General features: G+C 60.9%; 27 protein-coding genes. All 27 read left to right on the top strand.

The annotated features are described in order from the left end of the window. The first annotated feature begins 2 nt into the window (after window positions 1–2). The 27 genes from JKA62_RS21800 to fliM all read left to right on the top strand — a co-directional run bounded on the left by JKA62_RS21800 (window position 3) and on the right by fliM (window position 26,553). Window positions 3–623: a pseudaminic acid biosynthesis-associated methylase gene (locus JKA62_RS21800; protein WP_011333034.1), complete on the top strand. Its 621-nt coding sequence runs from the start codon at window positions 3–5 to the stop codon at window positions 621–623. Next, complete coding sequence (gene pseF / locus JKA62_RS21795; RefSeq protein WP_201819393.1) at window positions 620–1,315, top strand: pseudaminic acid cytidylyltransferase; 696 nt, start codon at window positions 620–622, stop codon at window positions 1,313–1,315. Before JKA62_RS21800 ends, pseF begins: the two co-directional genes overlap by 4 nt. Beyond that, a complete protein-coding gene (pseG, locus tag JKA62_RS21790; RefSeq protein WP_201819391.1) occupies window positions 1,312–2,814 on the top strand; it encodes a UDP-2,4-diacetamido-2,4,6-trideoxy-beta-L-altropyranose hydrolase in 1,503 nt (500 codons plus the stop codon). Before pseF ends, pseG begins: the two co-directional genes overlap by 4 nt. Further along, window positions 2,811–3,863 carry a pseudaminic acid synthase gene (pseI, locus tag JKA62_RS21785; protein ID WP_011333037.1) on the top strand — a complete coding sequence of 351 codons (1,053 nt, stop codon included), beginning with the start codon at window positions 2,811–2,813 and terminating at the stop codon, window positions 3,861–3,863. The genes pseG and pseI overlap by 4 nt, the downstream gene beginning before the upstream one ends. Before the next feature lie 225 nt (window positions 3,864–4,088). Further along, window positions 4,089–5,015 carry a ketoacyl-ACP synthase III gene (locus JKA62_RS21780; RefSeq protein ID WP_011333038.1) on the top strand — a complete coding sequence of 309 codons (927 nt, stop codon included), beginning with the start codon at window positions 4,089–4,091 and terminating at the stop codon, window positions 5,013–5,015. Window positions 5,016–5,102: 87 nt separating this feature from the next. Further along, complete coding sequence (locus JKA62_RS21775; RefSeq protein WP_011333039.1) at window positions 5,103–6,395, top strand: motility associated factor glycosyltransferase family protein; 1,293 nt, start codon at window positions 5,103–5,105, stop codon at window positions 6,393–6,395. Further along, window positions 6,392–6,658 (top strand): hypothetical protein, encoded by a 267-nt coding sequence (locus JKA62_RS21770; protein ID WP_011333040.1) that lies wholly within the window; start codon window positions 6,392–6,394, stop codon window positions 6,656–6,658. The genes JKA62_RS21775 and JKA62_RS21770 overlap by 4 nt, the downstream gene beginning before the upstream one ends. Before the next feature lie 243 nt (window positions 6,659–6,901). Further along, complete coding sequence (locus JKA62_RS21765) at window positions 6,902–7,753, top strand: flagellin domain-containing protein (RefSeq protein ID WP_011333041.1); 852 nt, start codon at window positions 6,902–6,904, stop codon at window positions 7,751–7,753. A gap of 74 nt (window positions 7,754–7,827) precedes the next feature. After that, window positions 7,828–8,187, top strand: a complete 360-nt coding sequence (locus JKA62_RS21760) for a flagellar protein FlaG (protein WP_011333042.1) — start codon at window positions 7,828–7,830, stop codon at window positions 8,185–8,187. 80 nt (window positions 8,188–8,267) lie between these two features. Further along, window positions 8,268–9,722, top strand: a complete 1,455-nt coding sequence (fliD, locus tag JKA62_RS21755) for a flagellar filament capping protein FliD (RefSeq protein ID WP_011333043.1) — start codon at window positions 8,268–8,270, stop codon at window positions 9,720–9,722. Window positions 9,723–9,851: 129 nt separating this feature from the next. Further along, on the top strand, window positions 9,852–10,250 hold the full coding sequence (gene fliS, locus JKA62_RS21750; RefSeq protein ID WP_011333044.1) for a flagellar export chaperone FliS: 399 nt from the start codon (window positions 9,852–9,854) through the stop codon (window positions 10,248–10,250). A 10-nt stretch (window positions 10,251–10,260) separates the two neighbouring features. Further along, complete coding sequence (locus JKA62_RS21745; protein WP_011333045.1) at window positions 10,261–10,557, top strand: hypothetical protein; 297 nt, start codon at window positions 10,261–10,263, stop codon at window positions 10,555–10,557. A 172-nt stretch (window positions 10,558–10,729) separates the two neighbouring features. Further along, window positions 10,730–12,205, top strand: a complete 1,476-nt coding sequence (locus tag JKA62_RS21740; protein ID WP_003222863.1) for a sigma-54 dependent transcriptional regulator — start codon at window positions 10,730–10,732, stop codon at window positions 12,203–12,205. 110 nt (window positions 12,206–12,315) lie between these two features. After that, complete coding sequence (locus tag JKA62_RS21735; RefSeq protein ID WP_011333046.1) at window positions 12,316–13,527, top strand: sensor histidine kinase; 1,212 nt, start codon at window positions 12,316–12,318, stop codon at window positions 13,525–13,527. Window positions 13,528–13,532: 5 nt separating this feature from the next. Then, window positions 13,533–14,924, top strand: coding sequence for a sigma-54-dependent transcriptional regulator (locus JKA62_RS21730; protein ID WP_201819388.1), 1,392 nt, complete (start codon window positions 13,533–13,535; stop codon window positions 14,922–14,924). A gap of 129 nt (window positions 14,925–15,053) precedes the next feature. Next, on the top strand, window positions 15,054–15,383 hold the full coding sequence (fliE, locus tag JKA62_RS21725) for a flagellar hook-basal body complex protein FliE (protein ID WP_201819386.1): 330 nt from the start codon (window positions 15,054–15,056) through the stop codon (window positions 15,381–15,383). Window positions 15,384–15,398: 15 nt separating this feature from the next. Then, a complete protein-coding gene (gene fliF / locus JKA62_RS21720) occupies window positions 15,399–17,186 on the top strand; it encodes a flagellar basal-body MS-ring/collar protein FliF (protein WP_201819384.1) in 1,788 nt (595 codons plus the stop codon). Next, on the top strand, window positions 17,179–18,198 hold the full coding sequence (gene fliG / locus JKA62_RS21715) for a flagellar motor switch protein FliG (protein ID WP_201819381.1): 1,020 nt from the start codon (window positions 17,179–17,181) through the stop codon (window positions 18,196–18,198). The genes fliF and fliG overlap by 8 nt, the downstream gene beginning before the upstream one ends. Before the next feature lie 4 nt (window positions 18,199–18,202). Further along, window positions 18,203–19,009, top strand: coding sequence for a flagellar assembly protein FliH (fliH, locus tag JKA62_RS21710; RefSeq protein WP_201819378.1), 807 nt, complete (start codon window positions 18,203–18,205; stop codon window positions 19,007–19,009). After that, on the top strand, window positions 18,999–20,357 hold the full coding sequence (gene fliI / locus JKA62_RS21705; RefSeq protein ID WP_011333051.1) for a flagellar protein export ATPase FliI: 1,359 nt from the start codon (window positions 18,999–19,001) through the stop codon (window positions 20,355–20,357). Before fliH ends, fliI begins: the two co-directional genes overlap by 11 nt. Before the next feature lie 6 nt (window positions 20,358–20,363). After that, on the top strand, window positions 20,364–20,813 hold the full coding sequence (fliJ, locus tag JKA62_RS21700) for a flagellar export protein FliJ (RefSeq protein WP_011333052.1): 450 nt from the start codon (window positions 20,364–20,366) through the stop codon (window positions 20,811–20,813). A 101-nt stretch (window positions 20,814–20,914) separates the two neighbouring features. After that, window positions 20,915–21,214, top strand: a complete 300-nt coding sequence (locus JKA62_RS21695) for an STAS domain-containing protein (RefSeq protein WP_011333053.1) — start codon at window positions 20,915–20,917, stop codon at window positions 21,212–21,214. Between the two features lie 5 nt (window positions 21,215–21,219). Beyond that, window positions 21,220–22,923: an ATP-binding SpoIIE family protein phosphatase gene (locus tag JKA62_RS21690; RefSeq protein WP_201819376.1), complete on the top strand. Its 1,704-nt coding sequence runs from the start codon at window positions 21,220–21,222 to the stop codon at window positions 22,921–22,923. A 30-nt stretch (window positions 22,924–22,953) separates the two neighbouring features. After that, window positions 22,954–23,301, top strand: coding sequence for an Hpt domain-containing protein (locus JKA62_RS21685; protein ID WP_007951942.1), 348 nt, complete (start codon window positions 22,954–22,956; stop codon window positions 23,299–23,301). Between the two features lie 105 nt (window positions 23,302–23,406). Then, window positions 23,407–24,774: a flagellar hook-length control protein FliK gene (locus JKA62_RS21680; RefSeq protein ID WP_201819374.1), complete on the top strand. Its 1,368-nt coding sequence runs from the start codon at window positions 23,407–23,409 to the stop codon at window positions 24,772–24,774. A 297-nt stretch (window positions 24,775–25,071) separates the two neighbouring features. Next, window positions 25,072–25,575 (top strand): flagellar basal body-associated protein FliL, encoded by a 504-nt coding sequence (gene fliL / locus JKA62_RS21675; protein ID WP_011333056.1) that lies wholly within the window; start codon window positions 25,072–25,074, stop codon window positions 25,573–25,575. A gap of 9 nt (window positions 25,576–25,584) precedes the next feature. Then, entirely contained in the window at window positions 25,585–26,553 is a 969-nt protein-coding gene (gene fliM / locus JKA62_RS21670) for a flagellar motor switch protein FliM (protein ID WP_003222890.1), read from the top strand. Window positions 26,554–26,565: the final 12 nt, after the last annotated feature.

Here is a 26,565-nt window from a genome sequence, read left to right as displayed (position 1 = left end):
TAATGCGTGATCTCAGCGAGCAGGAACAATTCTGGCAGGGCGAATTCGGCAACCAGTACGTTGACCGCAACGTCGGCCAGCCACTGGTGGCGGCCAATCTGGCGTTGTTCGCCAAGGCGCTGACCCGGGCCGGGCGGATCGACAGCCTGCTGGAGCTGGGCACCAACGCCGGCAACAACTTGCAGGCGCTGCGTCAGTTGTTGCCCCGCTGCGAGCTGTTCGGGGTCGAAATCAATGCCAGTGCCTGTGCCCAGGCGCGTGCGCTGGAGATTGCGAACATCTGGCACGGTTCGCTGTTCGACTTTCCCCGTGAACGCCAATACGACCTGACCCTGAGCAAAGGCGTGCTGATCCATCTGGCGCCGGAACTACTGGCGACGGCGTATGCGCAGTTGTATGCGTTGAGTTCGCGCTACATCCTGATCGCCGAGTACTACAATCCGTCGCCGGTGGAAGTGTCCTATCGCGGCAACAGCGGCAAGCTGTTCAAGCGTGATTTCGCCGGTGAAATGCTTGATCGTTATCCTGATCTGCAACTGCTGGATTACGGCTTCGGTTATCACCGCGATCCGCAGTTTCCGGTGGACGACATCACCTGGTTCCTTTTGGAAAAACGTCCTTGAACAACGTCGCAATCATCCCGGCCCGCGGGGGCAGCAAACGCATCCCGCGCAAGAATCTCAAGCCGTTCGACGGTGTGCCGATGATTGTCCGTTCGATTCGCACGGCCCTCGATTCTGGGTTGTTCGAGCAAGTGGTGGTCAGCACCGACGACGCAGAGATCGCCGACGTGGCGCGGGCCAACGGTGCTCACGTGCCGTTCATGCGTCCGGCGGAGCTAGCCGATGATTTCACCGGCACTGCGGCAGTGATCGTGCATGCCTTGCAGCAACTGCCGGCCTTCGAATACGCCTGCTGTGTGTACGCCACGGCGCCGCTGTTGCAGGCACGGTTTCTGCGTCAGGGCGTTGAATTGCTGGAGCGACACCCGGACAAGTCCTTTGCTTTTTCAGTCACCGATTTCGGCTTTCCGGTGCAGCGCGCCCTGACCCTGGACGGGCAGGGCGCACTGACGGCGTTGTACCCCGAGTTTCGCAATACCCGTTCGCAGGATCTGCCGGCTGCCTTTCAGGATGCCGGCCAGTTCTATTGGGGTCGCCGCGAGGCGTGGCTGGGTAGCGAGGTGTTGTATTCGCCGGCCAGTCTGCCGGTGATCCTGCCACGCCATCTGGTGCAGGACATCGATACCGCCGAAGACTGGAAGCGCGCCGAGTACCTTTACGCGGCACTCAAGGCCGGCGGAGAACTGCAATGAGAGTGCTGATCCGCGCCGACGCCTCGCCGACCATCGGCAGTGGCCACATCGCCCGGTGTCTGACACTGGCGCGAGTACTGCGCACGCAAGGCAGTCATGTCGCGTTTGCCTGCCGTCGTTTGCCGGGGCATCGGCTCGATGCGTTGCAGCGCGAGGGTTTCGAGACCTTCGCGTTGCCGGATCGCTATGCCGGTGAAGACCCGGAGCAAGCCATCGAATCGATGCTGCCGTGGCAGGCGGATATCGATGCACTGGCGGCGCAACTGGAAAGGCAGCCCGGATTTGACTGGATCATCGCCGACCACTATGGCCTCGATCATCACTGGCAGACCGCTGCCCGTCGCTTTGCGCCACGGATTGCCGCCGTCGATGATCTGGCGACCCGGCGCTACAGCGTGGATCTGCTGCTCAATCAGAACCTCTCCGGGCTCAGCGAAAACTATCAGCCGCTGCTGCCGGCCGGTTGCCGAACGCTGCTCGGTCCGCGCTTTGCCATGTTGCGTGAAGAGTTCAGTGGCCCGGCCATCGAGATCAAACCGGTGGCGCGCCAGGTGCTGGTGAATTTCGGCGGCTTCGATGCGGCACGCCAGACTCATCACGCGATGCTGGCGCTGGCGGATTTTTCGGCGCTTGAAGTGGATTTTGTCGCCGGCGCCGACAACCCGGCCTGGGCAGAGATGCAGGCGCTGGCCGAAACGCGGCCGCACTGGCGCCTGCACAGTTTCGTCAGTGATTTTCATCGGCGCATGACCGAGGCCGACCTGTTTATCGGCGCCGGCGGTGGCACCAGTTGGGAACGCGCGGCCCTGGGCCTGCCGACGATCTGCATTGCGGTGTCGAACAACCAGCAGGCCAACGGCGAAGTGATGGCGGCGGCCGGGGCGCATGTGTTCATGGGCGCGCGGGAGCAGGTCAGCGTCGAGCAACTGCGTGATGCGATTGGCTTTGTCGTGGGCAACTTTTATCTGCGCCAGAGCCTGGCCGAGCGTTCGCGGCGACTGGTCGACGGGCGCGGCGCGCTGCGGGTAGCGGCGGCACTGGCCGGCTCGGTGCTCAAGTTGCGTCCGGCTACGCCGGATGACGCGCAGTTGCTGTTCGATGGCCGCAATGCCGAGGCGGTGCGCCGATGGTCGCTGGACAGCGCCGCGATTGATTGGACGCAGCACGTTAACTGGCTGGGCGCGAGCCTGCGCAATCCTCAGCGGTTGCTGCTGGTGGCCGAGGCGGATGACGGCCCGGTCGGGGTCCTGCGCTACGATCTGCGCGGCTTTGAGGCGGAGGTTTCGCTGTATCTGCTTGAGGGGCGATTCGGCCTCGGCTGGGGCCGGGCGCTGCTGGCGCAGGGTGAAGCCTTTGTGGCTGCGCACTGGCCGCAAATGACCGCCATCACCGCTCAGGTGTTGCCGGCCAATCGGCCCTCGATGAATGTTTTTCGTGACGCCGAGTTCACCCAGAGTGCCTGTGCGTTCACCAAGGTATTGAAGGAATCCCGTCAATGAGCAGTTTCAAGATCGGCAACCGTCAGATCGGTGCCGATGCGCCGCCGTTCATCATCGCGGAAATGAGCGGCAACCATAACCAGTCGCTGGACGTAGCCCTGCAGATTGTCGAAGCGGCAGCAAAGGCCGGTGCGCACGCCCTGAAGCTGCAAACCTACACCGCCGAAACCATGACTCTGGATCTGGCGCAAGGCGAGTTCTTCATCAAGGATCCGAACAGTCTCTGGGCGGGCACCTCGCTCTACGACCTGTATGAAAAGGCCCACACACCCTGGGAATGGCATGCGCCGATCTTCGCCCGGGCCAGAGAATTGGGCATGCTCGCGTTTTCCACGCCGTTCGATGACAGCGCCGTGGACTTTCTCGAAAGCCTCGATGTGCCGGCCTACAAGATCGCCAGTTTCGAAAATACCGATCTGCCGTTGATTCGCCGTGTCGCGGCGACCGGCAAACCGCTGATCATTTCCACCGGCATGGCCAGCATCGCCGAACTCGATGAAACCGTGCGCGCTGCCCGTGAGGCAGGTTGCAAGGATCTGGTGCTGCTCAAATGCACCAGCACCTACCCGGCGACGCCGCTCAACAGCCACGTGCGCACGATTCCGCATCTGCGTGAGCTGTTTGGCTGTGAGGTCGGGCTGTCCGATCACTCGATGGGTGTAGGCGTGTCGGTGGCGGCGGTGGCACTCGGCGCGACCGTGGTGGAAAAACACTTCACCCTCGACCGTTCAGCCGGAGGGGTGGACGCCAGTTTCTCGCTGGAGCCGGCGGAACTGGCCAGCCTGGTGGTCGAGACCGAACGTGCCTGGCAGGCCATGGGCCAGGTGCATTACGGGGTGACCGAGGCTGAGCAGAAGTCGCTGGTTTACCGTCGGTCGCTGTACGTCACGACCGATATGGCGGCCGGCGAACCCTTCACGGCGGCCAATCTGCGCGCCATTCGTCCCGGTCTCGGTCTGCCGCCCAAGCACACCGATGCGGTCCTCGGGCGCCGTGCGCGCCAGCCGATCAAGCGTGGTACACCGCTGGACTGGTCATTGGTCGAATGACCCAATCTGCCACCGATTCGGCAAAATAGCGTGACCTGCGAGTCATAACGCGCATCTTCACTGTATTGTAATGACCGGGGAGATGGCGCCTGGCCCGTTTTCGGCCCAGTGATAGCCCTTTGCGCTCCCCGTGGCTGCCCGTTGTGGCGGCCGTTTTCTGTTTGTCGGCGCCCCTCGAATCCTTGCGAGCGGTGGTATTGGGCAGTTTATTATTGGGAAGCCGTAATGATTGGCATAAAAAGCATTGCGAGCTACGTTCCTGTAGCCGGCGTGGATAACTACGCACAAGGTGCGAAATTCGAGAAGGATGAAGAGTTCATCCTTGGCAAGATCGGTTCGGCCTTCCTGCCGCGCAAAGACGCGGAACAGGAGACCTCCGATCTGTGCGTTGAAGCGGCCAATGCGTTGTTTGCCAGCAATCCGGATCTGAAACGCGAGTCCATCGACGCACTGATCGTCGTCACCCAGAACGGTGACGAAGAAGGCCTGCCGCACACCGCAGCCATCGTTCAGGACAAGCTTGGTCTGCCAACCAACGTGGCCGCGTTCGACATTTCCCTGGGTTGCTCCGGTTACGTCTACGGCATCTATGCGATCAAAGGCTTCATGGAAGCTGCCGGCCTCAAGAACGGCCTGCTGATCACCGCTGACCCGTATTCGAAGATCGTTGACCCGGAAGACCGCAACACCACCATGCTGTTTGGCGACGCTGCTACCGCCACCTGGATGGGCGAAGACCCGGTCTGGGCGCTGGGCAAGGCCAAGTTCGGCACCGACGGTTCCGGCGCACCGCACCTGAAAGTCACCGATGGCGTGTTCTTCATGAACGGCCGTCAGGTGTTCAACTTCGCGCTGCTCAAGGTGCCGGCCCACCTGCACGAACTGCTCGACGATTCCGGTCTCAAGGCCGATGACATCGATGCCTTCTGCATTCACCAGGGCAGTGCGGCGATTGTCGACGCCGTGGCGCGGCGCTTCGAAGGCGAGCCGGAGAAGTTCATCAAGGACATGGTCGAGACCGGCAACACCGTGTCGTCCAGTGTGCCGCTGCTGCTGGAAAAACACGTGATGGATTCCGACTGGAATCGCATTGCAATCAGTGGTTTCGGTGTCGGTTTGTCATGGGGTTCGGCGATTATTTATCGTCCTTGAATCCGCTAAGAACGACGGATACAAAAATAGCGTTCAAGGGTTAACCTTGAACGCTATTTTTTTTGCCTGAAGGGAGCGCGAGGCGTCATGAGTGAGTTTTTCCAGGCCAATGCTGAAGTCATCGAACGACGCTGGCCGGCGCTGTTCGCGAGATTGCTGAACGAAGACGGTTCGGCGATCGAGGCTGAGCTGACGCAAGGGCTGGGCTCGACGCTGAGCATTGGCGGCATTCAGCTCACCAGCCGGCATGACCGTGTCCGCGAGGCGCAGATTCAGGCCGCCAGCCTGCCGGCGGACAAGCCGCAACTGCATGTCTACGGCACCGGCCTCGGGGATTTGCCCACGGTGTTGCTGGAGCGCACCGGGCTTGAGCGACTTTACGTACACATCCTCAATGGCGCGCTGTTCGCCCTGGTGCTGCAATTGATCGATCAGCGTCAGTGGCTGCAGGATCCGCGAGTTGAATTGCTCTACGCCGGCGACCTGCCCGACATCTGCACGCCGTTTTTTGCATTGCCTGCCGAGATGCTGTTGGCCGATGACTTCAACGCAAAGATTCGCGATCGGCTGGTCAGCGAAGTGCACCTGAGCTTCAACAACCGCGAGTTCGATCCGCAGTCACCGTTCATTCAACAGCGTCTGCAGGACTGCTTGCCGGTATTGCTGGCTGACGATGATGTGGCGACGCTGTTCGGCTCCTGTGCCGGTCGGGAGATTTTCGTGATTGGCACGGGGCCGACACTGGAGCAGCATTTCGAACGTCTGGCGGTGATCCGCGAGCGGGCCGATCGTCCGTTGTACATTTGTGTCGATACCGCGTACCGGCCGCTGCGCGAGCACGGGATCGTGCCCGACTATGTGGTGAGCATCGATCAGCGCATCAGCTTCCGGCATTTGCCTTTCGAGGACTCCGACGGCATCCCGCTGGTGTATCTGCCCATGAGTGACCCCGAAGTGCTGAGGGCCTGGAAGGGCAAGCGTTATGGCGCTTACTCTGCCAGTCCGGTCTATGCGGCATTGCGTGAGCAGTACCCGAGGGCGCTGTTGCATGTGGGCGGCAGCGTGATTCACCCGGCCGTGGATCTGGCAGTGAAGATGGGCGCTGCACGCATCACCCTGTTCGGCGCCGATTTTGCCTTCCCGATGAACAAGACCCATGCCGGCTGGAGTGATGGTGACCTGGGGCCGTCGGTGAATCAGGCGCGGCACTGGGTGCGTGACGGGTATGGCGAGCGCGTCAGTACCCAACTCAATTTTCGCGGTTATCTGTGCGTGCTCGAGCGATACATCGCCAGTCAGCCGCAGGTGGCGTTTTTCAACAGTAGTCGCGCGGGGGCGCAGATTGCCGGTACAGCGTTCAATCAGGAGTTTGTGCAATGACTGCGCTGCAAGGCTGGATAGACGAATGCCGCCAGTGCGCCGGGCTTTTTCGCTTGGGTCGTGATGTCGAGGCCGCTTTGACCATGGTCGATGTGTTCGAGGGCGCGCAGCAGTCATTGCTGTCGGCCGGCGCGCAGACGCAGCAAGTCTGGGCGCAATTGCTCACGCAAATGCTCGAGTGCCAGGAGCGTCAGGACTGGCTGGGACTTGCCGATTTCATGGAGTACGAGTTGATTCAATTGCTGGAAGAGCCATCTGCCTGAAGAGGACTGAAGGCGCTGGCTCGCAGGTTTGCGCCGCGGACGGTTTTATGACGCCATTTTTTCGAAGGTAAAGTGCTGCTAAGTCTTTGTTTTCTAGGGGGTGGCAGGGTGATGGCAAATTTTTTCAAAAAAGCCCTCAAGCAACCTGCAAACCCGACGATAACTATTACGAAGGTTCTCTAGGCCATACCCGGCGGTTGCCAGGGCCGGAAGCCGCAGTACCCAACCAACGAGGAATTCGTCATGGCTTTAACAGTAAACACCAACACCACGTCGTTGAACGTTCAGAAAAACCTGAACCGCGCTTCCGACGCTCTGTCGACTTCGATGCAGCGCCTGTCTTCCGGCCTGAAAATCAACAGCGCTAAAGACGACGCCGCCGGCCTGCAGATCGCTACCCGTATGTCCTCGCAGATCCGTGGTAACACTCAGGCGATCCAGAACGCCAACGACGGTATCTCCGTTGCTCAGACCGCTGAAGGCGCTCTGCAAGCTTCGACCGACATCCTGCAGCGTATGCGTGAACTGGCTGTTAAAGCTCGTAACGGTACCAACGGCACTGCTGACCAGACCGCAACCAACGCTGAATTCGCTCAGATGTCTGACGAAATCACCCGTATCTCGGCTGCTACCAACCTGAACGGCAAAAACCTGCTGGACGGTTCGGCTGGTACTGTAACTCTGCAAGTTGGCGCCAACACTGGCTCCGCCAACCACATCGACCTGGTACTGAGCGGCAAGTTCGACGCTGCAAGCCTGTCGGTAGGTAGCGGTACTGTTGTTCTGACCGGTGCTACTTCCGCAGCCGCCGCTTCGAACATCGACAACGCGATCACCGCGATCGACGCTGCAATTGCGAACATCAACGCCACCCGCGCTGCTCTGGGTGCTTCGCAAAACCGTCTGACCAGCACCATCTCCAACCTGCAGAACATCACCGAGAACACCACTGCTGCACAAGGTCGCGTACAAGATACCGACTTCGCCGCAGAGACTGCTAACCTGACCAAGCAGCAAACCCTGCAACAGGCTTCGACCTCTGTTCTGGCTCAAGCCAACCAACTGCCTTCCGCTGTACTGAAGCTGCTTCAGTAATTTCGGAATGAGTTTTGGCGGGGGAGTGCGCTTGGCGTGCTCTCTCGCTTTTTTCATGTTAGGAGGTGATGGGCATGGACATGAGCGTAAAGCTTAACGTGTCTTATCCGGCTCCCAAGCCAACAGCTCCGGTTGTTGATAAGCCGTCAGAGACGCCTGAGGCTCCCAGAAATACCGTCGCTCCGGTTGCTGACAAGAAGCAGGACACGGATGAGGCGAAATTGAAGCTGGCGGTGCAGGAGATCGAGAAGTTCGTCCAGTCGATCAAGCGCAACCTGGAATTCTCGATCGACGAGCATTCCGGAAAAGTCATCGTCAAGGTGATCGCTAGCGAGACGGGTGAAGTCGTTCGACAGATTCCCTCCGCAGAAGCCCTGAAGCTGGCAGACAGCCTCGCCAATGCGAGTCACGTGTTGTTCGACGCCAAAGTCTGATAGCTGGCATGAATAGTGTTTGAAGTTCTTTAGACGCAGGTATTGGTCAAAAGACTGGCAACAACCCTAGGGAGATGCACATGGCAAGTCCAATTTTACCGGGTTCGGGCCTGGGTTCCGGCCTGGACATCGGTGCAATCGTTACTGCGCTGGTCAACGCCGACAAGTCGCCGAAGCAGACGCAGATCGATAACGCGACAAAAACCAATACGCTGAAGATTTCCGGCATTGGCACGTTGAAGAGTGCGCTGACCGCATTTCAGACGACGATGACCAATCTGGGCAGCAAGACCAGTCCTGCGTTTGCCGGTTATACCGCGACTTCGGGTACGCCCGCAGTTTTGGGTGTGACTTCGGATAACACCGCAGTTTCCGGTACTTACAGCGTTGTTGTGACTAAGCTGGCCACCGGCTCGAAAGTAGCCAGTGCATCCTTCGCCGGCGGTGCGGCCAGTGCCATTCCGAGTGGTACCCTGAAAATCAGTCAGAATGGCACTGATTACAATGTCACGATTCCAGCCAACGCGACCTTGCAGAGCACTCGTGACGCAATCAACACGGCTCAGGGCGTCAATGGTATTTCTGCCAACATCGTGACTGACAGCACGGGTGCTTCGCGCCTGGTGATCAGCTCCAGCAAAACGGGTGCGGGTACTGACCTGAGTGTCAGTGGCATTGCCGGCCTGGAAATTGATGGTACCCAGCAGTTGGGTGCGACTCCGGCGCCTGGCGCTGCCGGTTCCGTCAATGGTCTTGCACAGGATGCGCAGCTGACCATCGACGGTCTTTCGGTGAGCAGCAAAAGCAACACGGTAACCGGAGCCATCAGCGGTTTGACGATGAACCTGCTGACGGTCCCTGCCACGCCGGGTACGCCAGTCACGGTCACTGTCGACACCAACACCAAAGGCTTGCAGACGTCGGTTCAGGCCTTCGTCGACGCTTTCAACACCTTGAAGAGCACCATCGATACCTTGTCCAAGGCGACGCCGGACGAAGATGGCAAGCTGACCGTTCAGGCGGCCTTCACTGGTGACTCCCTGCCGCGTTCTCTGATTGCCGATATCCGTGCTCAACTGACTGAGGGCGGCGCAGGCGATACGTTGAAATACCTGTCGCAAATGGGCGTTATGACCGACCGGCTCACCGGTAACCTGACCCTCGACACGACGGCGTTCAACAAGGCGATGGCCACGCCGGGCATGACTGGTCAGGTGCAGAAGATGTTCACCGGCACTGACGACAAGAACGGTCTGCTGACGCGCATGAGCAAGGCAGTGGATCCGTATCTCAAGCCATCGGCTGACGGCAAGACCACCACGGGTCTGCTTGACCAGCGCATGACGATCCTGAACAACAACACCCGCAATATTACTTCCCAGCAGCTGGCGCTGGATCTGCGTGTGGCCAACCTGACCAAGACGTTGACTGCCAAGTACAACGCCATGGACTTGCTGGTAGGGCAAATGAAAGCGACGGCAAGCAACATTACGTCCTTCTTTGCCTCGCTCAACGCTCAGCAATCCGCGAAGTAACATGCAAGAGCGACAAAAACCCGGCTACGCTTTTGAGCGTGTGCCGGGTTTTTGTCTTATGGTCTAAAGTTTTCTGGCTTGCAGGCGATACACTGCTCATACGAGTCATAGTTGCAAATGAGGTAGAACATGAATCCGATGTTGGCCCTTCGGCAATACCAGAAAGTCGGCGCTCAGGCCCAGACGTCCGAAGCGAGTCCCCACCGTCTGGTGCAAATGCTGATGGAAGGTGGTCTGGACCGTATCGCTCAGGCAAAGGGCGCCATCGAGCGCAAGGACATTGCCGCCAAGTGCACGGCGATCAGCAAGGCCATCGGCATCGTCAGCGGCTTGCGTGAAGGTCTGGATCTGGAAAAGTCCGCCGATACGCTGGCTGATCTGGACGGTCTTTATATCTACATGATGAAGCGTCTCGCCGAGGCGAACATCGACAGCGATCCACGCATCCTTGACGAGGTCGCCGGCTTGCTGAGCACGGTCAAGGAAGGCTGGGACGCAATCGCGCCTGCGCCTGCTCCGCAGTTCTGAGGAGATCATCATGAGTCTTGTATTGCAGCGAATCGAAGAAACCCGAGTAGCGCTGGTCGGTGCCCTGGCCGAGCGCAACTGGGAAGCCATCGGTCAATTGGATCTCGATTGCCGTTCCTGCATGGAAGATGTCTTGAGTGAGGCTTCGCTTGATGAAGTGGCGCTGCGCGATAATCTTGAGGAGTTGCTGCATGTCTACAAGCAGCTGCTTGAAGTGGCGATGGGTGAGCGTCAGGCGATAGTCGACGAGATGTCGCAGATCACCCAAGCGCAGAACGCGGCAAAGGTTTACCATCTGTTTGGTTAATTAACCCTCAGTTAATCCAGACATGTGCGCCATAAATTTGACTGTGCACGGTTTTTTGACTTAACTAGTGGCTGTTTTCAGATTTCAGGCGTCTACAGGCACAAGGTGTCCTGCAAGCGTCTCGCTTGCCCCTCATTTTGGGCATTGAGTTGACTAGGGAAGTTGCTATTGCATGTGGCGTGAAACCAAAATTCTGCTGATCGATGACGATAGCGTCCGCCGCCGCGACCTGGCGGTGATTTTAAATTTTCTTGGCGAAGAAAATTTACCCTGCGGAAGCCATGACTGGCAGCAGGCAGTCGGCTCTTTGTCGTCTAGTCGTGAGGTCATTTGCGTACTGATCGGGACGGTCAATGCTCCTGGTGCGCTTTTGGGCTTGCTAAAGACACTCTCAACCTGGGATGAGTTCCTTCCGGTTTTGCTGATGGGCGATAATTCTTCGGTGGACCTGCCCGAAGACCAGCGCCGCCGGGTGCTTTCGACCCTCGAAATGCCGCCGAGCTACAGCAAGCTGCTCGACTCCCTGCACCGTGCCCAGGTCTATCGCGAGATGTACGACCAGGCCCGCGAACGCGGCCGTCATCGCGAACCCAACCTTTTCCGCAGTCTCGTCGGCACCAGTCGCGCGATCCAGCACGTGCGCCAGATGATGCAGCAAGTGGCCGACACCGATGCCAGCGTGCTGATCCTCGGCGAGTCCGGGACCGGCAAGGAAGTGGTTGCGCGCAACCTGCATTACCATTCCAAGCGTCGTGACGCGCCATTCGTACCGGTCAACTGCGGGGCGATCCCGGCCGAGTTGCTGGAAAGCGAACTGTTCGGCCACGAGAAGGGCGCCTTTACCGGCGCTATCACCAGCCGTGCCGGCCGCTTCGAGCTGGCCAACGGCGGTACGCTGTTCCTCGACGAAATCGGCGACATGCCGCTGCCGATGCAGGTCAAGCTGCTGCGCGTGCTGCAGGAGCGCACCTTCGAGCGTGTGGGCAGCAACAAGACCCAGAGCGTCGACGTGCGCATCATCGCCGCGACCCACAAGAATCTCGAAAGCATGATCGAGATCGGCACCTTCCGCGAAGACCTCTACTATCGCCTGAACGTGTTCCCGATCGAGATGGCGCCGCTGCGTGAGCGCGTCGAAGACATTCCGTTGCTGATGAACGAGCTGATCTCGCGCATGGAGCACGAAAAGCGCGGTTCGATCCGCTTCAACTCCGCCGCGATCATGTCCCTGTGCCGCCACGGCTGGCCGGGCAACGTCCGCGAGCTGGCCAACCTGGTGGAGCGCATGGCGATCATGCATCCGTACGGGGTGATCGGCGTGGTCGAGCTGCCGAAGAAATTCCGCTACGTCGACGACGAAGACGAGCAAATGGTCGACAGCCTGCGCAGCGATCTGGAAGAGCGCGTGGCGATCAACGGCCATACGCCGGACTTCACCGCCAACGCCATGCTGCCGCCGGAAGGTCTCGACCTGAAGGACTACCTCGGTGGTCTGGAGCAGGGGCTGATCCAGCAGGCGCTGGACGACGCCAACGGCATCGTGGCCCGTGCCGCCGAACGCCTGCGTATTCGCCGCACCACGCTGGTGGAGAAGATGCGCAAGTACGGCATGAGCCGCCGTGAAGGAGATGAACAGGCGGATGATTGACGCCTGTTTTTCAACCGCTTCATTTATAAGCGGTTTTTTTTAGGCACGGGTATTGCTAAGTCCCTCGCAACGTTCCGTTTAACTGACGGTCAGCCAAGCGAGAGAGCACAATGCCCCAAGCCTCCCAGATGTCTTCTGTTCCCGAGTCCTCGGGGCAACTGCCGTCCGTAGAGCAGGCGAGCCGCCAGGGGCTTGAGCAGGCATTCGCACTGTTCAATCAGATGTCCAGCCAGTTGACCGATTCCTACAGCATGCTCGAAGCCCGGGTCACCGAGCTCAAGGGCGAGCTGGCCGTGGTCAGCGCCCAGCGCATGCAGGAACTGGCGGAAAAAGAACGCTTGGCCAACCGTCTGCAAAATCTCCTCGATCTGTTGCCCGGTGGCGTCATCGTCATCGACGGTCACGGCATTGTGTGCGAGGCCAATCCTGCCGCCATCGAATTGCTCGGCCTGCCGCTGGAAGGTGAGCTGTGGCGCCATGTCATCGCCCGTTGCTTTGCGCCCCGTGAGGACGACGGTCACGAAATTTCCTTGAAGAACGGTCGACGCCTGTCGATTGCCACCCGCTCGCTGGATGCCGAGCCGGGGCAGTTGGTGCTGCTCAACGACCTGACTGAAACCCGTCACTTGCAGGATCAACTGGCGCGCCACGAGCGGCTGTCGTCCCTGGGGCGGATGGTCGCGTCGCTGGCGCATCAGATCCGCACGCCATTGTCCGCCGCCTTGTTGTACGCCAGTCATTTGACCGAGCAGGAACTGCCGGTCGCCACCCAGCAGCGTTTTGCCGGGCGCCTCAAGGAGCGCCTGCACGAACTGGAGCATCAGGTGCGCGACATGCTGGTGTTCGCCCGCGGTGAGCTGCCGCTGACCGACCGTGTCACGCCGAATGCCTTGATGCAGTCGCTGCAGGCCGCGGCGCTGACCCACGTGCAGGACCTGCCGATCCGCTGGCAGTGCGACAGCCATGCCGGCGAGTTGCTGTGCAATCGCGACACGCTGGTCGGGGCGCTGCTCAATCTGATTGAAAACGCCATTCAGGCGAGTGCCGGTGAGGTGCGTCTGAAGGTGCATTGCTATACCCGCGACAACACCCTGCGTTTGTGTGTCAGTGACAGCGGCAGCGGTATTGATGCGGCGGTGCTGGCGCGGCTGGGCGAGCCGTTTTTCACCACCAAAGTTACCGGGACGGGCCTGGGCCTGACCGTGGTCAAGGCCGTGGCGCGTGCGCATCAGGGAGAATTGCAGCTGCGTTCGCGGGTCGGGCGCGGTACGTGCGCGCAGGTCATCCTGCCGTTGTTTTCTGCTGTACAGGGAGCTGAGTGAAGGTCATGGGCATCAAGGTTCTGCTGGTCGAGGATGACCGCTCGTTGCGCGAAGCGCTGGCCGATACGCTGCTGCTGGCCGGTCACGACTATCACGCGGTGGGTTCGGCCGAAGAGGCGCTGAGCGCGGTCGAGCGCGAAGCGTTCAGTCTGGTGGTCAGTGACGTCAATATGCCGGGCATGGACGGCCATCAATTGCTCGGCCTGCTGCGCGCACGGCAACCGCAATTGCCGGTGCTGCTGATGACCGCCCATGGCGCGGTCGAGCGCGCGGTCGATGCCATGCGCCAGGGCGCGGCGGATTATCTGGTCAAGCCGTTCGAGCCCAAGGCTCTGCTGGATCTGGTAGCGCGTCACGCCTTGGGCAGTCTTGGCGCCAGCGACGCCGAAGGCCCGGTCGCGGTCGAGCCCGCCAGCGCACAATTGCTGGATCTGGCGGCGCGGGTCGCACGCAGTGATTCCACCGTGCTGATTTCCGGCGAGTCCGGCACCGGCAAGGAAGTGCTGGCGCGCTACATTCACCAGCAATCCCATCGTGCCAGTCAGCCGTTCATTGCGATCAACTGCGCGGCGATCCCCGACAACATGCTCGAAGCTACCCTGTTCGGTCACGAAAAAGGCTCGTTCACCGGCGCCATCGCGGCCCAGGCCGGCAAGTTCGAACAGGCGGACGGCGGCACCATTCTGCTCGATGAGATTTCCGAAATGCCCCTCGGCCTGCAAGCCAAGCTGCTGCGGGTGTTGCAGGAGCGGGAAGTCGAGCGGGTCGGCGCACGCAAGCCGATCACCCTCGATATTCGCGTGGTAGCCACCACCAACCGTGATCTGGCCGGTGAAGTAGCAGCGGGGCGATTCCGTGAAGACCTCTATTATCGTCTGTCGGTATTTCCGCTGGCCTGGCGTCCGTTGCGCGAGCGCACCGCCGATATCCTGCCGCTGGCCGAGCGTCTGTTGGCCAAACACGTCAATAAAATGAAGCATGCGATGGCGAAGTTCTCGCCCGAGGCGCAAGCGTGCCTGATCGGTTATCCGTGGCCGGGCAACGTGCGCGAGCTGGATAACGCGGTTCAGCGGGCCTTGATTCTGCAGCAGGGCGGCTTGATCCAGCCGCAGGATTTCTGTCTCTCCGGCCCTGCGTTGTTTGCTCCATTGCCGGCGGTGGTGCCCGCCGCGTCGATCATTCGAGAGGTCGAAATCGACGCGGATTCGGCCGGTGCACTGGGCGATGACCTGCGTCGCCGGGAGTTCCAGATGATCATCGACACCCTGCGTACCGAGCGCGGCCGACGCAAGGAAGCCGCCGAAAAACTCGGCATCAGTCCGCGCACCCTGCGGTACAAACTGGCGCAAATGCGCGATGCGGGCATGGATGTCGAAGGCTACCTGTTCGCCACCTGACGGGTGGCGCAAACGTTTGAAACGGCTTTTTCTGAAAGCGGTGCCCATGAGCTGGCACCGTTGTTGCTAACACCTGAGTACCCGCCGAGTGAGTGTCAAAAAATTGCGGGGCGCCCAAGAGAGTAGACCATGAGCCAAGGTATTGAATTTAATCGGTTGATGATGGACATGAAGGCCATGCAAATGGACGCCATGTCGAAGCCGAAATCGACTTCCGCTGTCCCGGAACTGGCAGGCAGCAACTTTTCCGACATGCTTGGTCAGGCCATCAACAAAGTGAACGATACCCAACAGGCGTCGAGCCAATTGGCCAACGCGTTCGAAATCGGCAAGAGCGGCGTCGATCTGACGGACGTGATGATTGCCTCGCAAAAGGCCAGCGTTTCGTTCCAGGCTCTGACCCAGGTGCGCAACAAGCTGGTGCAGGCTTATCAAGACATCATGCAGATGCCGGTTTAAGGACGAGATTGAGTCATGGCAGAAGCAGTCGCCGATAACGTTCCGGCCAAGGCCACCCCGATAGACGGCAAACCGCCGTTGTTCGGCCTGTCCTTCCTGGTAAACCTCTCCGAGATGACCGTGCTGCGTCAGGTGGGCCTGTTGGTCGGCCTGGCCGCGAGCGTGGCGATTGGCTTTGCCGTGGTGCTGTGGTCGCAGCAACCGGATTACCGGCCTCTGTACGGCAGCCTTGCCGGCATGGACGCCAAGCAGGTCATGGACACCCTGGCCTCCGCTGACATTCCCTACACCGTCGAACCGAATTCCGGCGCCTTGCTGGTCAAGGCCGATGACCTGTCCCGTGCGCGGCTCAAGCTCGCGGCCGCTGGTGTCACTCCTAGCGACGGCAACATCGGTTTTGAAATCCTCGACAAGGAACAGGGTCTGGGCACCAGCCAGTTCATGGAAGCGACCCGTTATCGTCGCGGCCTCGAAGGTGAACTGGCTCGCACCATTTCCAGCCTGAACAACGTCAAGGGCGCGCGCGTTCACCTGGCGATCCCGAAAAGTTCGGTATTCGTGCGTGACGAACGCAAGCCAAGCGCTTCGGTACTGGTCGAGCTGTACTCCGGTCGTTCGCTGGAGCCGGGCCAGGTGGTTGCCATCATCAACCTGGTGGCCACTTCCGTTCCCGAGTTGAGCAAATCGCAGATCACCGTCGTCGACCAGAAGGGCAACCTGCTGTCGGATCAGGCGGAAAACTCCGAAATGACCATGGCCGGCAAGCAGTTCGACTACAGCCGCCGCATGGAAAGCATGCTCACCCAGCGCGTGCACAACATTCTGCAACCGGTACTGGGCAACGATCGCTACAAGGCTGAAGTCTCGGCCGACGTCGATTTCAGTGCCGTCGAGTCGACCGCCGAGCAGTTCAACCCGGATCAACCGGCCCTGCGCAGCGAACAGTCGGTCAACGAACAACGCACCGCCAGCAACGGCCCGCAAGGCGTACCGGGTGCCCTGAGCAACCAGCCGCCATCGCCAGCCTCGGCGCCACAAACCACCGGCGGCGCAGCAACTTCGGCGAGCATGGTGCAGCCAGGCCAGCCACTGGTTGATGCCAACGGTCAGCAGATCATGGACCCGGCCACCGGCCAGCCGATGCTCGCGCCGTACCCGGCGGACAAGCGTCAACAATCCACCAAGAACTTCGAACTCGACCGTTCCATCAGCCACACCAAACAGCAGCAGGGTCGCCTGAATCGCCTGTCGGTGTCGGTGGTGGTGGACGATCAGGTCAAGATCAACCCGGCCAACGGCGAAACGACTCGCGCGCCTTGGAGCGCCGACGAATTGGCGCGCTTCACCCGTCTGGTACAGGACGCCGTCGGCTTCGACGCCAGCCGTGGCGACAGCGTCAGCGTGATCAACATGCCGTTCTCCGCCGAGCGCGGCGAAGTGATCGCCGACATTCCGTTCTACTCCCAGCCATGGTTCTGGGACATCGTCAAACAAGTGCTGGGTGTGTTGTTCATCCTGGTGCTGGTGTTCGGCGTGCTGCGTCCGGTGCTCAACAACATCACCGGTGGCGGCAAAAGCAAGGAGCTGGCCGGTCTGGGCGGCGACATGGAACTCGGCGGCATGGGCGGTCTGGACGGTGAACTGTCCAACGATCGCGTCAGCCTCGGCGGCCCGACCAGCATTCTGCTGCCGAGCCCGAGCGAGGGTTATGACGCTCAGTTGAACGCAATCAAGAGTCTGGTGGCAGAAGACCCGGGTCGTGTGGCCCAGGTCGTGAAAGAGTGGATTAACGCAGATGAGTGATAACCGAGCCGCCGTCGCCAAACTGTCCCGGGTCGATAAAGCCGCGATTCTGCTGCTGTCCCTGGGTTCGACCGATGCCGCACAAGTGCTGCGCCACATGGGCCCCAAAGAGGTCCAGCGAGTCGGCGTGGCCATGGCCCAGATGGGCAACGTCCACCGTGAGCAGGTCGAGCAGGTCATGAGCGAGTTCGTCGACATCGTCGGCGACCAGACCAGCCTGGGCGTCGGCTCCGACGACTACGTGCGCAAAATGCTCACCCAGGCCCTGGGTGAAGACAAGGCCAACGGCCTGATCGACCGCATTCTGCTGGGCGGCAACACCAGTGGCCTCGACAGCCTGAAATGGATGGAGCCGCGCGCCGTTGCCGACGTGATCCGTTACGAGCACCCGCAGATCCAGGCGATCGTGGTCGCGTACCTCGATCCGGATCAGGCCGGTGAAGTGCTGGGTAACTTCGACCACAAGGTGCGTCTGGACATCATCCTGCGCGTCTCGTCGTTGAACACCGTGCAGCCGGCGGCACTGAAAGAATTGAACCAGATCCTCGAGAAGCAGTTCTCCGGCAACTCGAATGCCTCGCGCACCACCCTGGGTGGCATCAAGCGGGCGGCGGACATCATGAACTTCCTCGACAGCTCGATCGAAGGCCAGCTCATGGACTCGATCCGCGAAGTCGACGAAGACCTGTCCGGTCAGATCGAAGACCTCATGTTCGTGTTCAACAACCTGGCCGATGTCGACGATCGCGGTATCCAGGCGCTGTTGCGCGAAGTGTCTTCCGATGTGCTGGTGCTGGCCCTCAAGGGTTCGGACGAAGGCGTCAAGGAGAAGATCTTCAAGAACATGTCCAAGCGTGCCGCCGAACTGCTGCGCGACGACCTCGAGGCCAAGGGCCCGGTGCGCGTCAGCGACGTGGAGACCGCACAGAAGGAAATCCTCACCATCGCCCGCCGTATGGCCGAAGCCGGAGAAATCGTGCTCGGTGGCAAGGGCAGCGAGGAAATGATCTAAGCCCATGGACAAGCATGACGACGATGTGACGGACCTGATCCGTGCCCGGGACGTCCGCGGTTTCGAATCTTGGGCGTTGCCCAGCTTCGACCCGCCGAAACCTGAGCCCGAGCCGGAACCGGAGCCTGAACCGCCGGAAATGGAAGAGGTGCCGCTGGAGGAAGTCCAGCCACTGACGCTGGAAGAGCTCGAAAGCATCCGTCAGGAGGCCTACAACGAGGGCTTCGCCATCGGTGAAAAGGAAGGCTTTCACAGCGCCACCCTCAAGGTGCGCCAGGAAGCCGAAGTGGTCCTGACGGCCAAGGTCGAGAGCCTTGAGCAATTGATGGCGCACCTGTTCGAGCCCATCGCCGAGCAAGACACCCAGATCGAAAAGTCGCTGGTCGACCTCGTGCAGCACATCGCCAAACAGGTAATTCAGCGTGAGCTGGCCATCGACTCGACGCAGATCGAACACGTCATGCGCGACGCGCTCAAGCTGTTGCCGTTGGGCGTGGGCAATGTGCGGCTGTACGTCAATCCGCAGGATTTCGAACAGGTCAAAGCCCTGCGCGAACGTCATGAGGAAACCTGGCGCATCGTAGAGGACGAATCCCTGCTGCCGGGCGGTTGCCGGGTCGAGACCGACCACAGCCGGATCGATGCCAGCATCGAAACCCGCGTCAGCCAGGTCATGGCCAAGCTGTTCGACCAGTTGCACGAACAGGCCCTGCACCCGGCCGAGCCGGACCTGAGCCTGGACCTGCCGGAAACACCCAAACCGGCACCGGTCGCAAAAGAGCCGCTCGCGGACGCCCCCGATGCGCCTTGAACGCACCAGTTTCGCCAAGCGCCTGAGCACTTACGCCGAGGCCACCGAAATCGCCGGTGCGCCGATCCTCGAAGGGCGCCTTTTGCGCATGGTCGGCCTGACGCTGGAAGCCGAAGGCCTGCGCGCCGCCATGGGCACCCGCTGCATGGTGATCAACGACGACACCTATCACCCGTCCCAGGTGGAAGCCGAAGTGATGGGCTTCTCCGGCAGCAAGGTATTTCTGATGCCGGTCGGCAGCGTGGCCGGCATTGCCCCGGGCGCCCGCGTGGTACCGCTGGCCGATACCGGCCGCCTGCCGATGGGCATGAGCATGCTCGGTCGCGTGCTGGACGGCGCCGGACGTGCGCTGGACGGCAAGGGCGGCATGAAGGCCGAAGACTGGGTGCCGATGGACGGCCCGACCATCAACCCGCTCAATCGTGACCCGATCAGCGTGCCGCTGGATGTCGGCATTCGTAGCATCAACGGTTTGTTGACGGTCGGTCGTGGTCAGCGTCTGGGTCTGTTCGCCGGTACCGGTGTCGGTAAGTCGGTGTTGCTGGGCATGATGACCCGCTTCACCGAGGCCGACATCATCGTCGTCGGCCTGATCGGCGAGCGGGGTCGTGAGGTTAAGGAATTCATCGAGCACATCCTCGGTGAAGAAGGCCTCAAGCGCTCCGTGGTGGTCGCGTCGCCGGCGGACGATGCGCCGCTGATGCGTCTGCGTGCGGCGATGTACTGCACGCGGATCGCCGAGTATTTCCGCGACAAGGGCAAGAACGTCCTGTTGCTGATGGATTCCCTGACCCGTTTCGCCCAGGCCCAGCGGGAAATCGCCCTGGCCATCGGTGAGCCGCCGGCGACCAAGGGTTATCCGCCGTCGGTATTCGCCAAACTGCCGAAACTGGTGGAGCGTGCCGGTAACGCGGAGAAGGGCGGGGGTTCGATCACCGCGTTCTACACCGTATTGTCCGAAGGCGATGACCAGCAGGATCCGATCGCCGACTCCGCGCGGGGGGTACTCGACGGGCATATCGTGCTGTCGCGGCGGCTGGCCGAGGAGGGTCATTACCCGGCCATCGACATCGAAGCCTCGATCAGCCGGGTGATGCCGGCAGTCGTGGCGCCGGAACACATGCAGCGCGCTCAATACTTCAAACAGCTGTGGTCGCGCTATCAGCAGAGCCGCGACCTGATCAGCGTCGGCGCCTATGTCGCTGGCGGTGACCGCGAGACTGACCTTGCCATCAATCTGCAACCACAACTGGTCAGATACCTGCGTCAGGGGCTCAACGACAAAATCAGCCTGGGTGAAAGCGAGGCGTACCTCGAAACGATTTTCGCCCCGGCGGCCGGCGGGTAACCGGTCATGGCCCTGAGTCGCGCCGCGCGTCTGGCGCCGGTGGTGGACATGGCCGAAAAGGCCGAAAAAACCGCCGTGCAGCGCTTGGGTTATTTTCAGGGGCAGGTGAAAGTCGCCGAGAGCAAACTCGCCGACCTCAACGCCTTTCGTCTGGATTACTCGCAGCAGTGGATCGTGCGCGGCAGCACCGGTGTGACCGGTCAATGGCTGCTGGGTTTTCAGGGCTTTCTGGCGCAACTCGACACCGCCGTCGATCAGCAGCGCCAAAGTCTGCAGTGGCACCAGAACAATCTGGACAAGGCCCGTGATGCCTGGCAACAGGCATTCGCCCGGGTCGAAGGTCTGCGCAAACTTGTACAACGCTACCGCGACGAAGCCCAGCGTGCCGAAGACAAGCGCGAACAGAAGCTGCTCGACGAGTTGTCCCAGCGTTTGCCGCGCCACGAGGCATTTTGACGGGCAGATCTCGCACAAATCCCGACGCCATCGCACCTTGCCCATGGCCCCTCCAAGTGCTAAACCTTGTACAGGTTCGTCAATGACAAGGAAGCCAGTACATGTCAGTCGTTACAGAAGTTTCTGCGGACAAGAAAAAACTGACGATTTCGGTCAAGGGGCGATTCGATTTCGCCAAGCATCAGGAATTTCGCCAATCCTACGAAAAAGAGCAGCCCGAATCGGTGATTGTCGACCTCAAGGAGGCGACCTATCTCGACAGTTCGGCCCTCGGCATGCTGCTTCTGCTGCGTGATCACGTCGGTGGCGACGATTCGGAAATCCGTGTGGTCAACAGCAGTTCAGATGTGAAGAAGATTCTCGCCATCTCCAACTTCGACAAACTGTTCGACATCAGTTGACGGCCATGCAGCCGCAAGAGCCGCTGACGATCCTGATCGCCGAAGACAGCGCCGCTGACCGGCTGTTGTTGTCGACCATCGTCCGTCGTCAGGGGCACGAAGTGCTGACGGCCACCCACGGAGCGGAGGCGGTCGAGGCATTTATCCGGCAAAAGCCGCATCTGGTGTTGATGGACGCCATGATGCCGGTGATGGACGGGTTCGAAGCCGCACGGCAGATCAAGAAGCTGGCGGGTGAGAACCTGGTGCCGATCATCTTCCTCACCTCGTTGACGGAAAGCGAAGCCCTGGCTCGTTGTCTTGAGGCCGGCGGTGACGACTTTCTGGCGAAGCCCTACAACCAGGTGATCCTCGCCGCCAAAATCAAGGCGATGGATCGCTTGCGGCGTTTGCAGGCCACGGTTCTTCAGCAGCGCGACCTGATCGCCAAACACCACGAGTATCTGCTCAACGAGCAGCGGGTCGCCAAGGCCGTGTTCGACAAGGTCGCGCATTCCGGCTGCCTGAGCGCGCCGAACATCCGTTACCTGCAATCGCCCTATGCGCTGTTCAACGGCGATCTGCTGTTGGCCGCGTACACCCCGGCCGGCGACATGCATGTGTTGCTCGGTGACTTTACCGGTCACGGCTTGCCGGCGGCGGTCGGCGCGATGCCGCTGGCCGAGGTGTTCTACGGCATGACTGCCAAGGGTTACGGCCTGGCCGAAACCCTGCGGGAAATGAATGCCAAGCTCAAGCGCATCCTGCCGGTGGACATGTTCTGCTGCGCGACGCTGTTGTGCCTGAGTTTTCAGCGGCGCTCGGTGGAAGTCTGGAACGGCGGCATGCCCGACGGCTATCTGCATTGCCTCGCCACCGGGGAGCGCAAGCCACTGGCGGCGCGCCACTTGCCGCTGGGTGTGCTCAGCCCGCAGACCTTCGATGACCGCACCGAGGTTCACTCGATGGCGGTGGGCGATCGGGTGTTTCTGCTCTCCGACGGGGTCATCGACACCTGCGATGCCAACGACCAGCTGTTCGGTGTCGAGCGCTTGCACAAGGTGTTCGCCGCCAATCGCCAGCCGGATCGGCTGTTCGAGGACATCGAGCAGGCGCTGCAGGACTTTCGCGGAGAGGCCCGGGACGATGTGAGCATGGTCGAGGTCAGCCTGCTGGAAGCCGAGCAGGTCAACCCGCCGGCGCCGGTGTATTCGGACAGTGGTCAGTCCTGTCCGCTGGACTGGTCGGTGAGCTTCGAATTTCGCGGTGCCACGCTCAAGCGCTTCAATCCGCTGCCTTACCTGTTGCAGTTACTGCTTGAGGTGCATGGATTGCGGGCGCAGAGTGGCGCACTGTACAGCGTGCTGGCCGAGCTTTATTCCAACGCGCTGGAGCATGGCGTGCTGGGCCTGGATTCGAGCCTCAAGCGCGATGCGTCGGGTTTCGCCCGATATTACGAGCAGCGCAATGCCCGTCTCGAAGCCTTGCAGGACGGTTATGTGCGCGTGCATTTGCAGGTGCGGCCGGAAGGCGAGGGCGGTTGTCTGGTGGTGCGGGTCGAAGACAGCGGCCAGGGATTCGATGTCTCGCGCGTGATGGAGCGGCCGCTGGACGGTGTCCGTCTGTCGGGACGCGGAGTCAGCCTTATCCGGCAATTGGCCCGAAATGCCAGCTGGTCAGACGATGGTCGCAGTGCTCGCGTGGAGTTTTTCTGGGAGGCTCTGGCATAATCCGCGCATTCTTGATCAGGGAGTGAACAAGTGGCTGATACACATGTGGACCACGAGGCGCTGAGCGCGCTGCGGGAAGTGATGGAAGACAGCTATCCGGAACTGCTGGATACCTTCCTCGCCGATTCCGAAAACCGCCTGCGGGAGTTGCAGCAGACTGCCGATGCCGACGCATTGTCTTCCGTTGCGCACAGCTTCAAGGGCAGCAGCAGCAACATGGGCGCGACCCGTCTTGCCGTGCTGTGCCAGGAGCTGGAACAGCATGCCAAAGACAAAAGCCCTTCCGAGATCATCAAACTGGTCGCCGATATTCATAGCGAATTCGCCGATGTGCGGCCCGTTTATGTCGCCGAGCGGCAGCGCTCGCTGACGCACTGATCCTGCCGTCGGGCGGTTTTGTCGGATTTCTGACGAAACTGGCCCGGCACTTGCAGTCATCTATCCCAACTGTACCTACGATCCCAGTGCAGCGGAGACCGTGCCATGCCTGCAAGCCCCAACATTCTTCTTCAGACCGCCGCCCAGGCCAAGGCACAAGCTGCCTCGGCCAAATCATCGGCAGTGGCCGCAGAGCCCGGGGACAAGGCCTCCAGCTTCGCTCAGGTGTTTGCCGATCAAGGCTCGAACAAGCCTTCGGTGACCGTCGACAATTCGGCAAAACCTGCCCGTGACAAGGTGGCCGACAACGGCGGCAAGAAAGACCTCGGCAAGGATCAGTCTGCCGCCCCGGAGCCGGCGGTTGCCGATAGCGGCAAACCCTTGCCCGCCGACAAACCGGCGACGCCGGCAACGGACGACAAGACCGCTACTGAGGATGACTCGGCCGACACCGCGCCGGCTCCCGTTGTCGATACGGCGCCGGTGGACCCGGCGTTAGTGGCGGCGGTAGAGCCGGTCGTCACGGCGCCGGTAGTCGCCACTCCAGTCGTCGATACCGCCGCGAAGCCTGAAACCGATCAACCTGCCGTGGCGGCATTGCCGGGTATGGTCAAGGATCCGGCGCCGGCCACTGACCCGGCTTTCGACCCCGAGGCGGATCCGCTCGATTCACTGCCCGCCGTGCGCATGGCCATGGAGCAGAGTGGTCACATTTCTGCTTCCAGCCAGTCCCAGCCCAAGGCCACCCCGGCCCAGGCTCAGGCTGACGGCGAATTGACCTCGGCGCAGAACTTCGCTGCCGGCATGGCCAGCATGCTCGATGTGCAGGCTGACAAGGACAGCACCAGCCAGGGCGGTGAAAAGGCTTTCAGCGGTTTGATCGATGACGGCCTGAAAGACCTGAAGACCGCCACCAGCGACACCCGCGTGGATGATTTCGCCAACCGTCTGGCGGCGCTGACCCAGGCTGCCACGCCGAAAACCGCCAACGCGGTGCCGGTGAACCAACCGATTGCCATGCACCAGAACGGCTGGACCGAAGAAGTGGTCAACCGGGTCATGTACCTGTCGAGCAACAACCTGAAGGCGGCTGACATCCAGTTGCAGCCAGCGGAGCTTGGGCGTCTGGATATCCGGGTGAACATGGTGCCGGACCAGCAGACCCAGGTGACGTTCATGAGCGCGCATCCGAGCGTGCGTGAAGCCCTCGACGGTCAGATGCACCGCCTGCGCGACATGTTCAACCAGCAAGGCATGGGGCAGGTCGACGTCAACGTTTCCGACCAGAACCGTGGCTGGCAGGGCCAGGGCCAGGGCCAGGAACAGGCGCAGCAGGGGCAGAGTGGTCGCACCAGCGCTGCCGGCGGTCGCCTGGATTCGGCTGAAGAAGAGTTGACGCCGACGGCCGTGGCTGAAGCGGCAGCTACTGCCACTCACGTGATCGGCTCCAGCGCCGTCGACTACTACGCCTGATCAAATCAAAAGCCCCTCACCCTAGCCCTCTCCCAGAGGGAGAGGGAACTGATTGGGGGATGCCCGGATGCTCGCTAACCTGATTGTTTTGAGCTGAATCCAAATCGACTCGATGCTTCAGGTCGACATATCACGAAAAGACAACTCGATCGGCCCCCTCTCCCTCCGGGAGAGGGCTGGGGTGAGGGTTGCTTTTGACTTTAGTGTTGTCACCACGACTCCCGACACTTCTGGCATAACACTTGCTCTTGCCTTGCCGTGCGACTGTGAAAACCCGATTAGTGACGGATTATTGGCATGGCGAAGAGCGAAGCTGCAGCAGTAAAAGACCCCGCAACCAAAGGCAAACTCAAACTGATCATCGTGATCGTGCTGGGTCTGTTGCTGGCGATCGGCACGTCCGTGGGGGCGACCTGGTTCTTCATGCACAGTGCCCAGAGCAAGCCTGCGGCGACCGCCGAAGCGGCCCCGGTCGGCAAGCAACCGGCGATTTTCGAGCCCATGGCGCCGGCCTTCGTGGCCAACTACAACCAGAACGGCCGTCAGCGCTACATGCAGGTGAGCATCACCATGCTGGCGCGCAATCAGGCGGATCTGGAAGCGCTCAAAGTGCACATGCCGGTGATCCGCAACAACCTGGTGATGCTCTTCTCCGGTCAGGATTTCGCCACGCTGGCGACCCCGGTCGGTCAAGAGATGTTGCGCCAGAAGGCCACAGCCAGCGTCCAGGAAGTGGCGCAGAAAGAGCTGGGCAAAGTGGTGATCGAACAGTTGCTTTTCACTAATTTCGTACTGCAGTAGGAACACGACATGGCCGTGCAGGATCTGCTGTCCCAGGATGAAATCGACGCGCTGTTGCATGGCGTCGACGATGGTCTGGTACAGACCGATAACGCTGCCGAACCCGGCAGTGTCAAAAGCTACGACCTGACCAGCCAGGATCGCATCGTCCGTGGACGCATGCCGACTCTGGAAATGATCAACGAGCGTTTTGCCCGCTACACCCGCATCAGCATGTTCAACATGCTGCGCCGCTCGGCGGACGTTGCCGTCGGTGGCGTACAGGTGATGAAGTTCGGCGAATACGTGCACTCGCTGTACGTGCCGACCAGCCTCAACCTGGTCAAGATCAAACCCCTGCGCGGCACCGCGCTGTTCATCCTCGACGCCAAACTGGTGTTCAAGCTGGTGGACAACTTCTTCGGCGGCGACGGCCGTCACGCCAAGATCGAAGGGCGTGAATTCACCCCGACCGAACTGCGCGTGGTGCGCATGGTGCTGGAGCAGGCGTTCGTCGATTTGAAAGAAGCCTGGCAGGCGATCATGGAAGTCAACTTCGAGTACATCAACTCGGAAGTGAACCCGGCCATGGCCAACATCGTCGGTCCGAGCGAAGCGATCGTGGTTTCCACGTTCCACATCGAACTCGACGGCGGTGGCGGTGATCTGCACGTGACCATGCCGTACTCGATGATCGAGCCGGTGCGCGAAATGCTCGACGCCGGTTTCCAGTCGGACCTCGACGACCAGGACGAGCGCTGGGTCAATGCCCTGCGCCAGGACGTGCTGGATGTCGACGTGCCGATCGGCGCCACCGTAGCTCGTCGCCAGCTGAAACTGCGCGACATCCTGCACATGCAGCCGGGGGACGTGATCCCGGTCGAGATGCCGGAAGACATGATCATGCGCGCCAACGGCGTGCCGGCCTTCAAGGTCAAGATGGGCTCGCACAAAGGCAACCTTGCGTTGCAGGTGATCGAGCCGATCGAGCGCCGCTGAAGCGGCGCCCTC

This window comes from Pseudomonas sp. B7 (assembly GCF_016735645.1).
GTDB classification, from domain to species: Bacteria; Pseudomonadota; Gammaproteobacteria; order Pseudomonadales; family Pseudomonadaceae; genus Aquipseudomonas; species Aquipseudomonas glycinae.
This window is presented reverse-complemented; position numbering and strand designations above follow the sequence as displayed.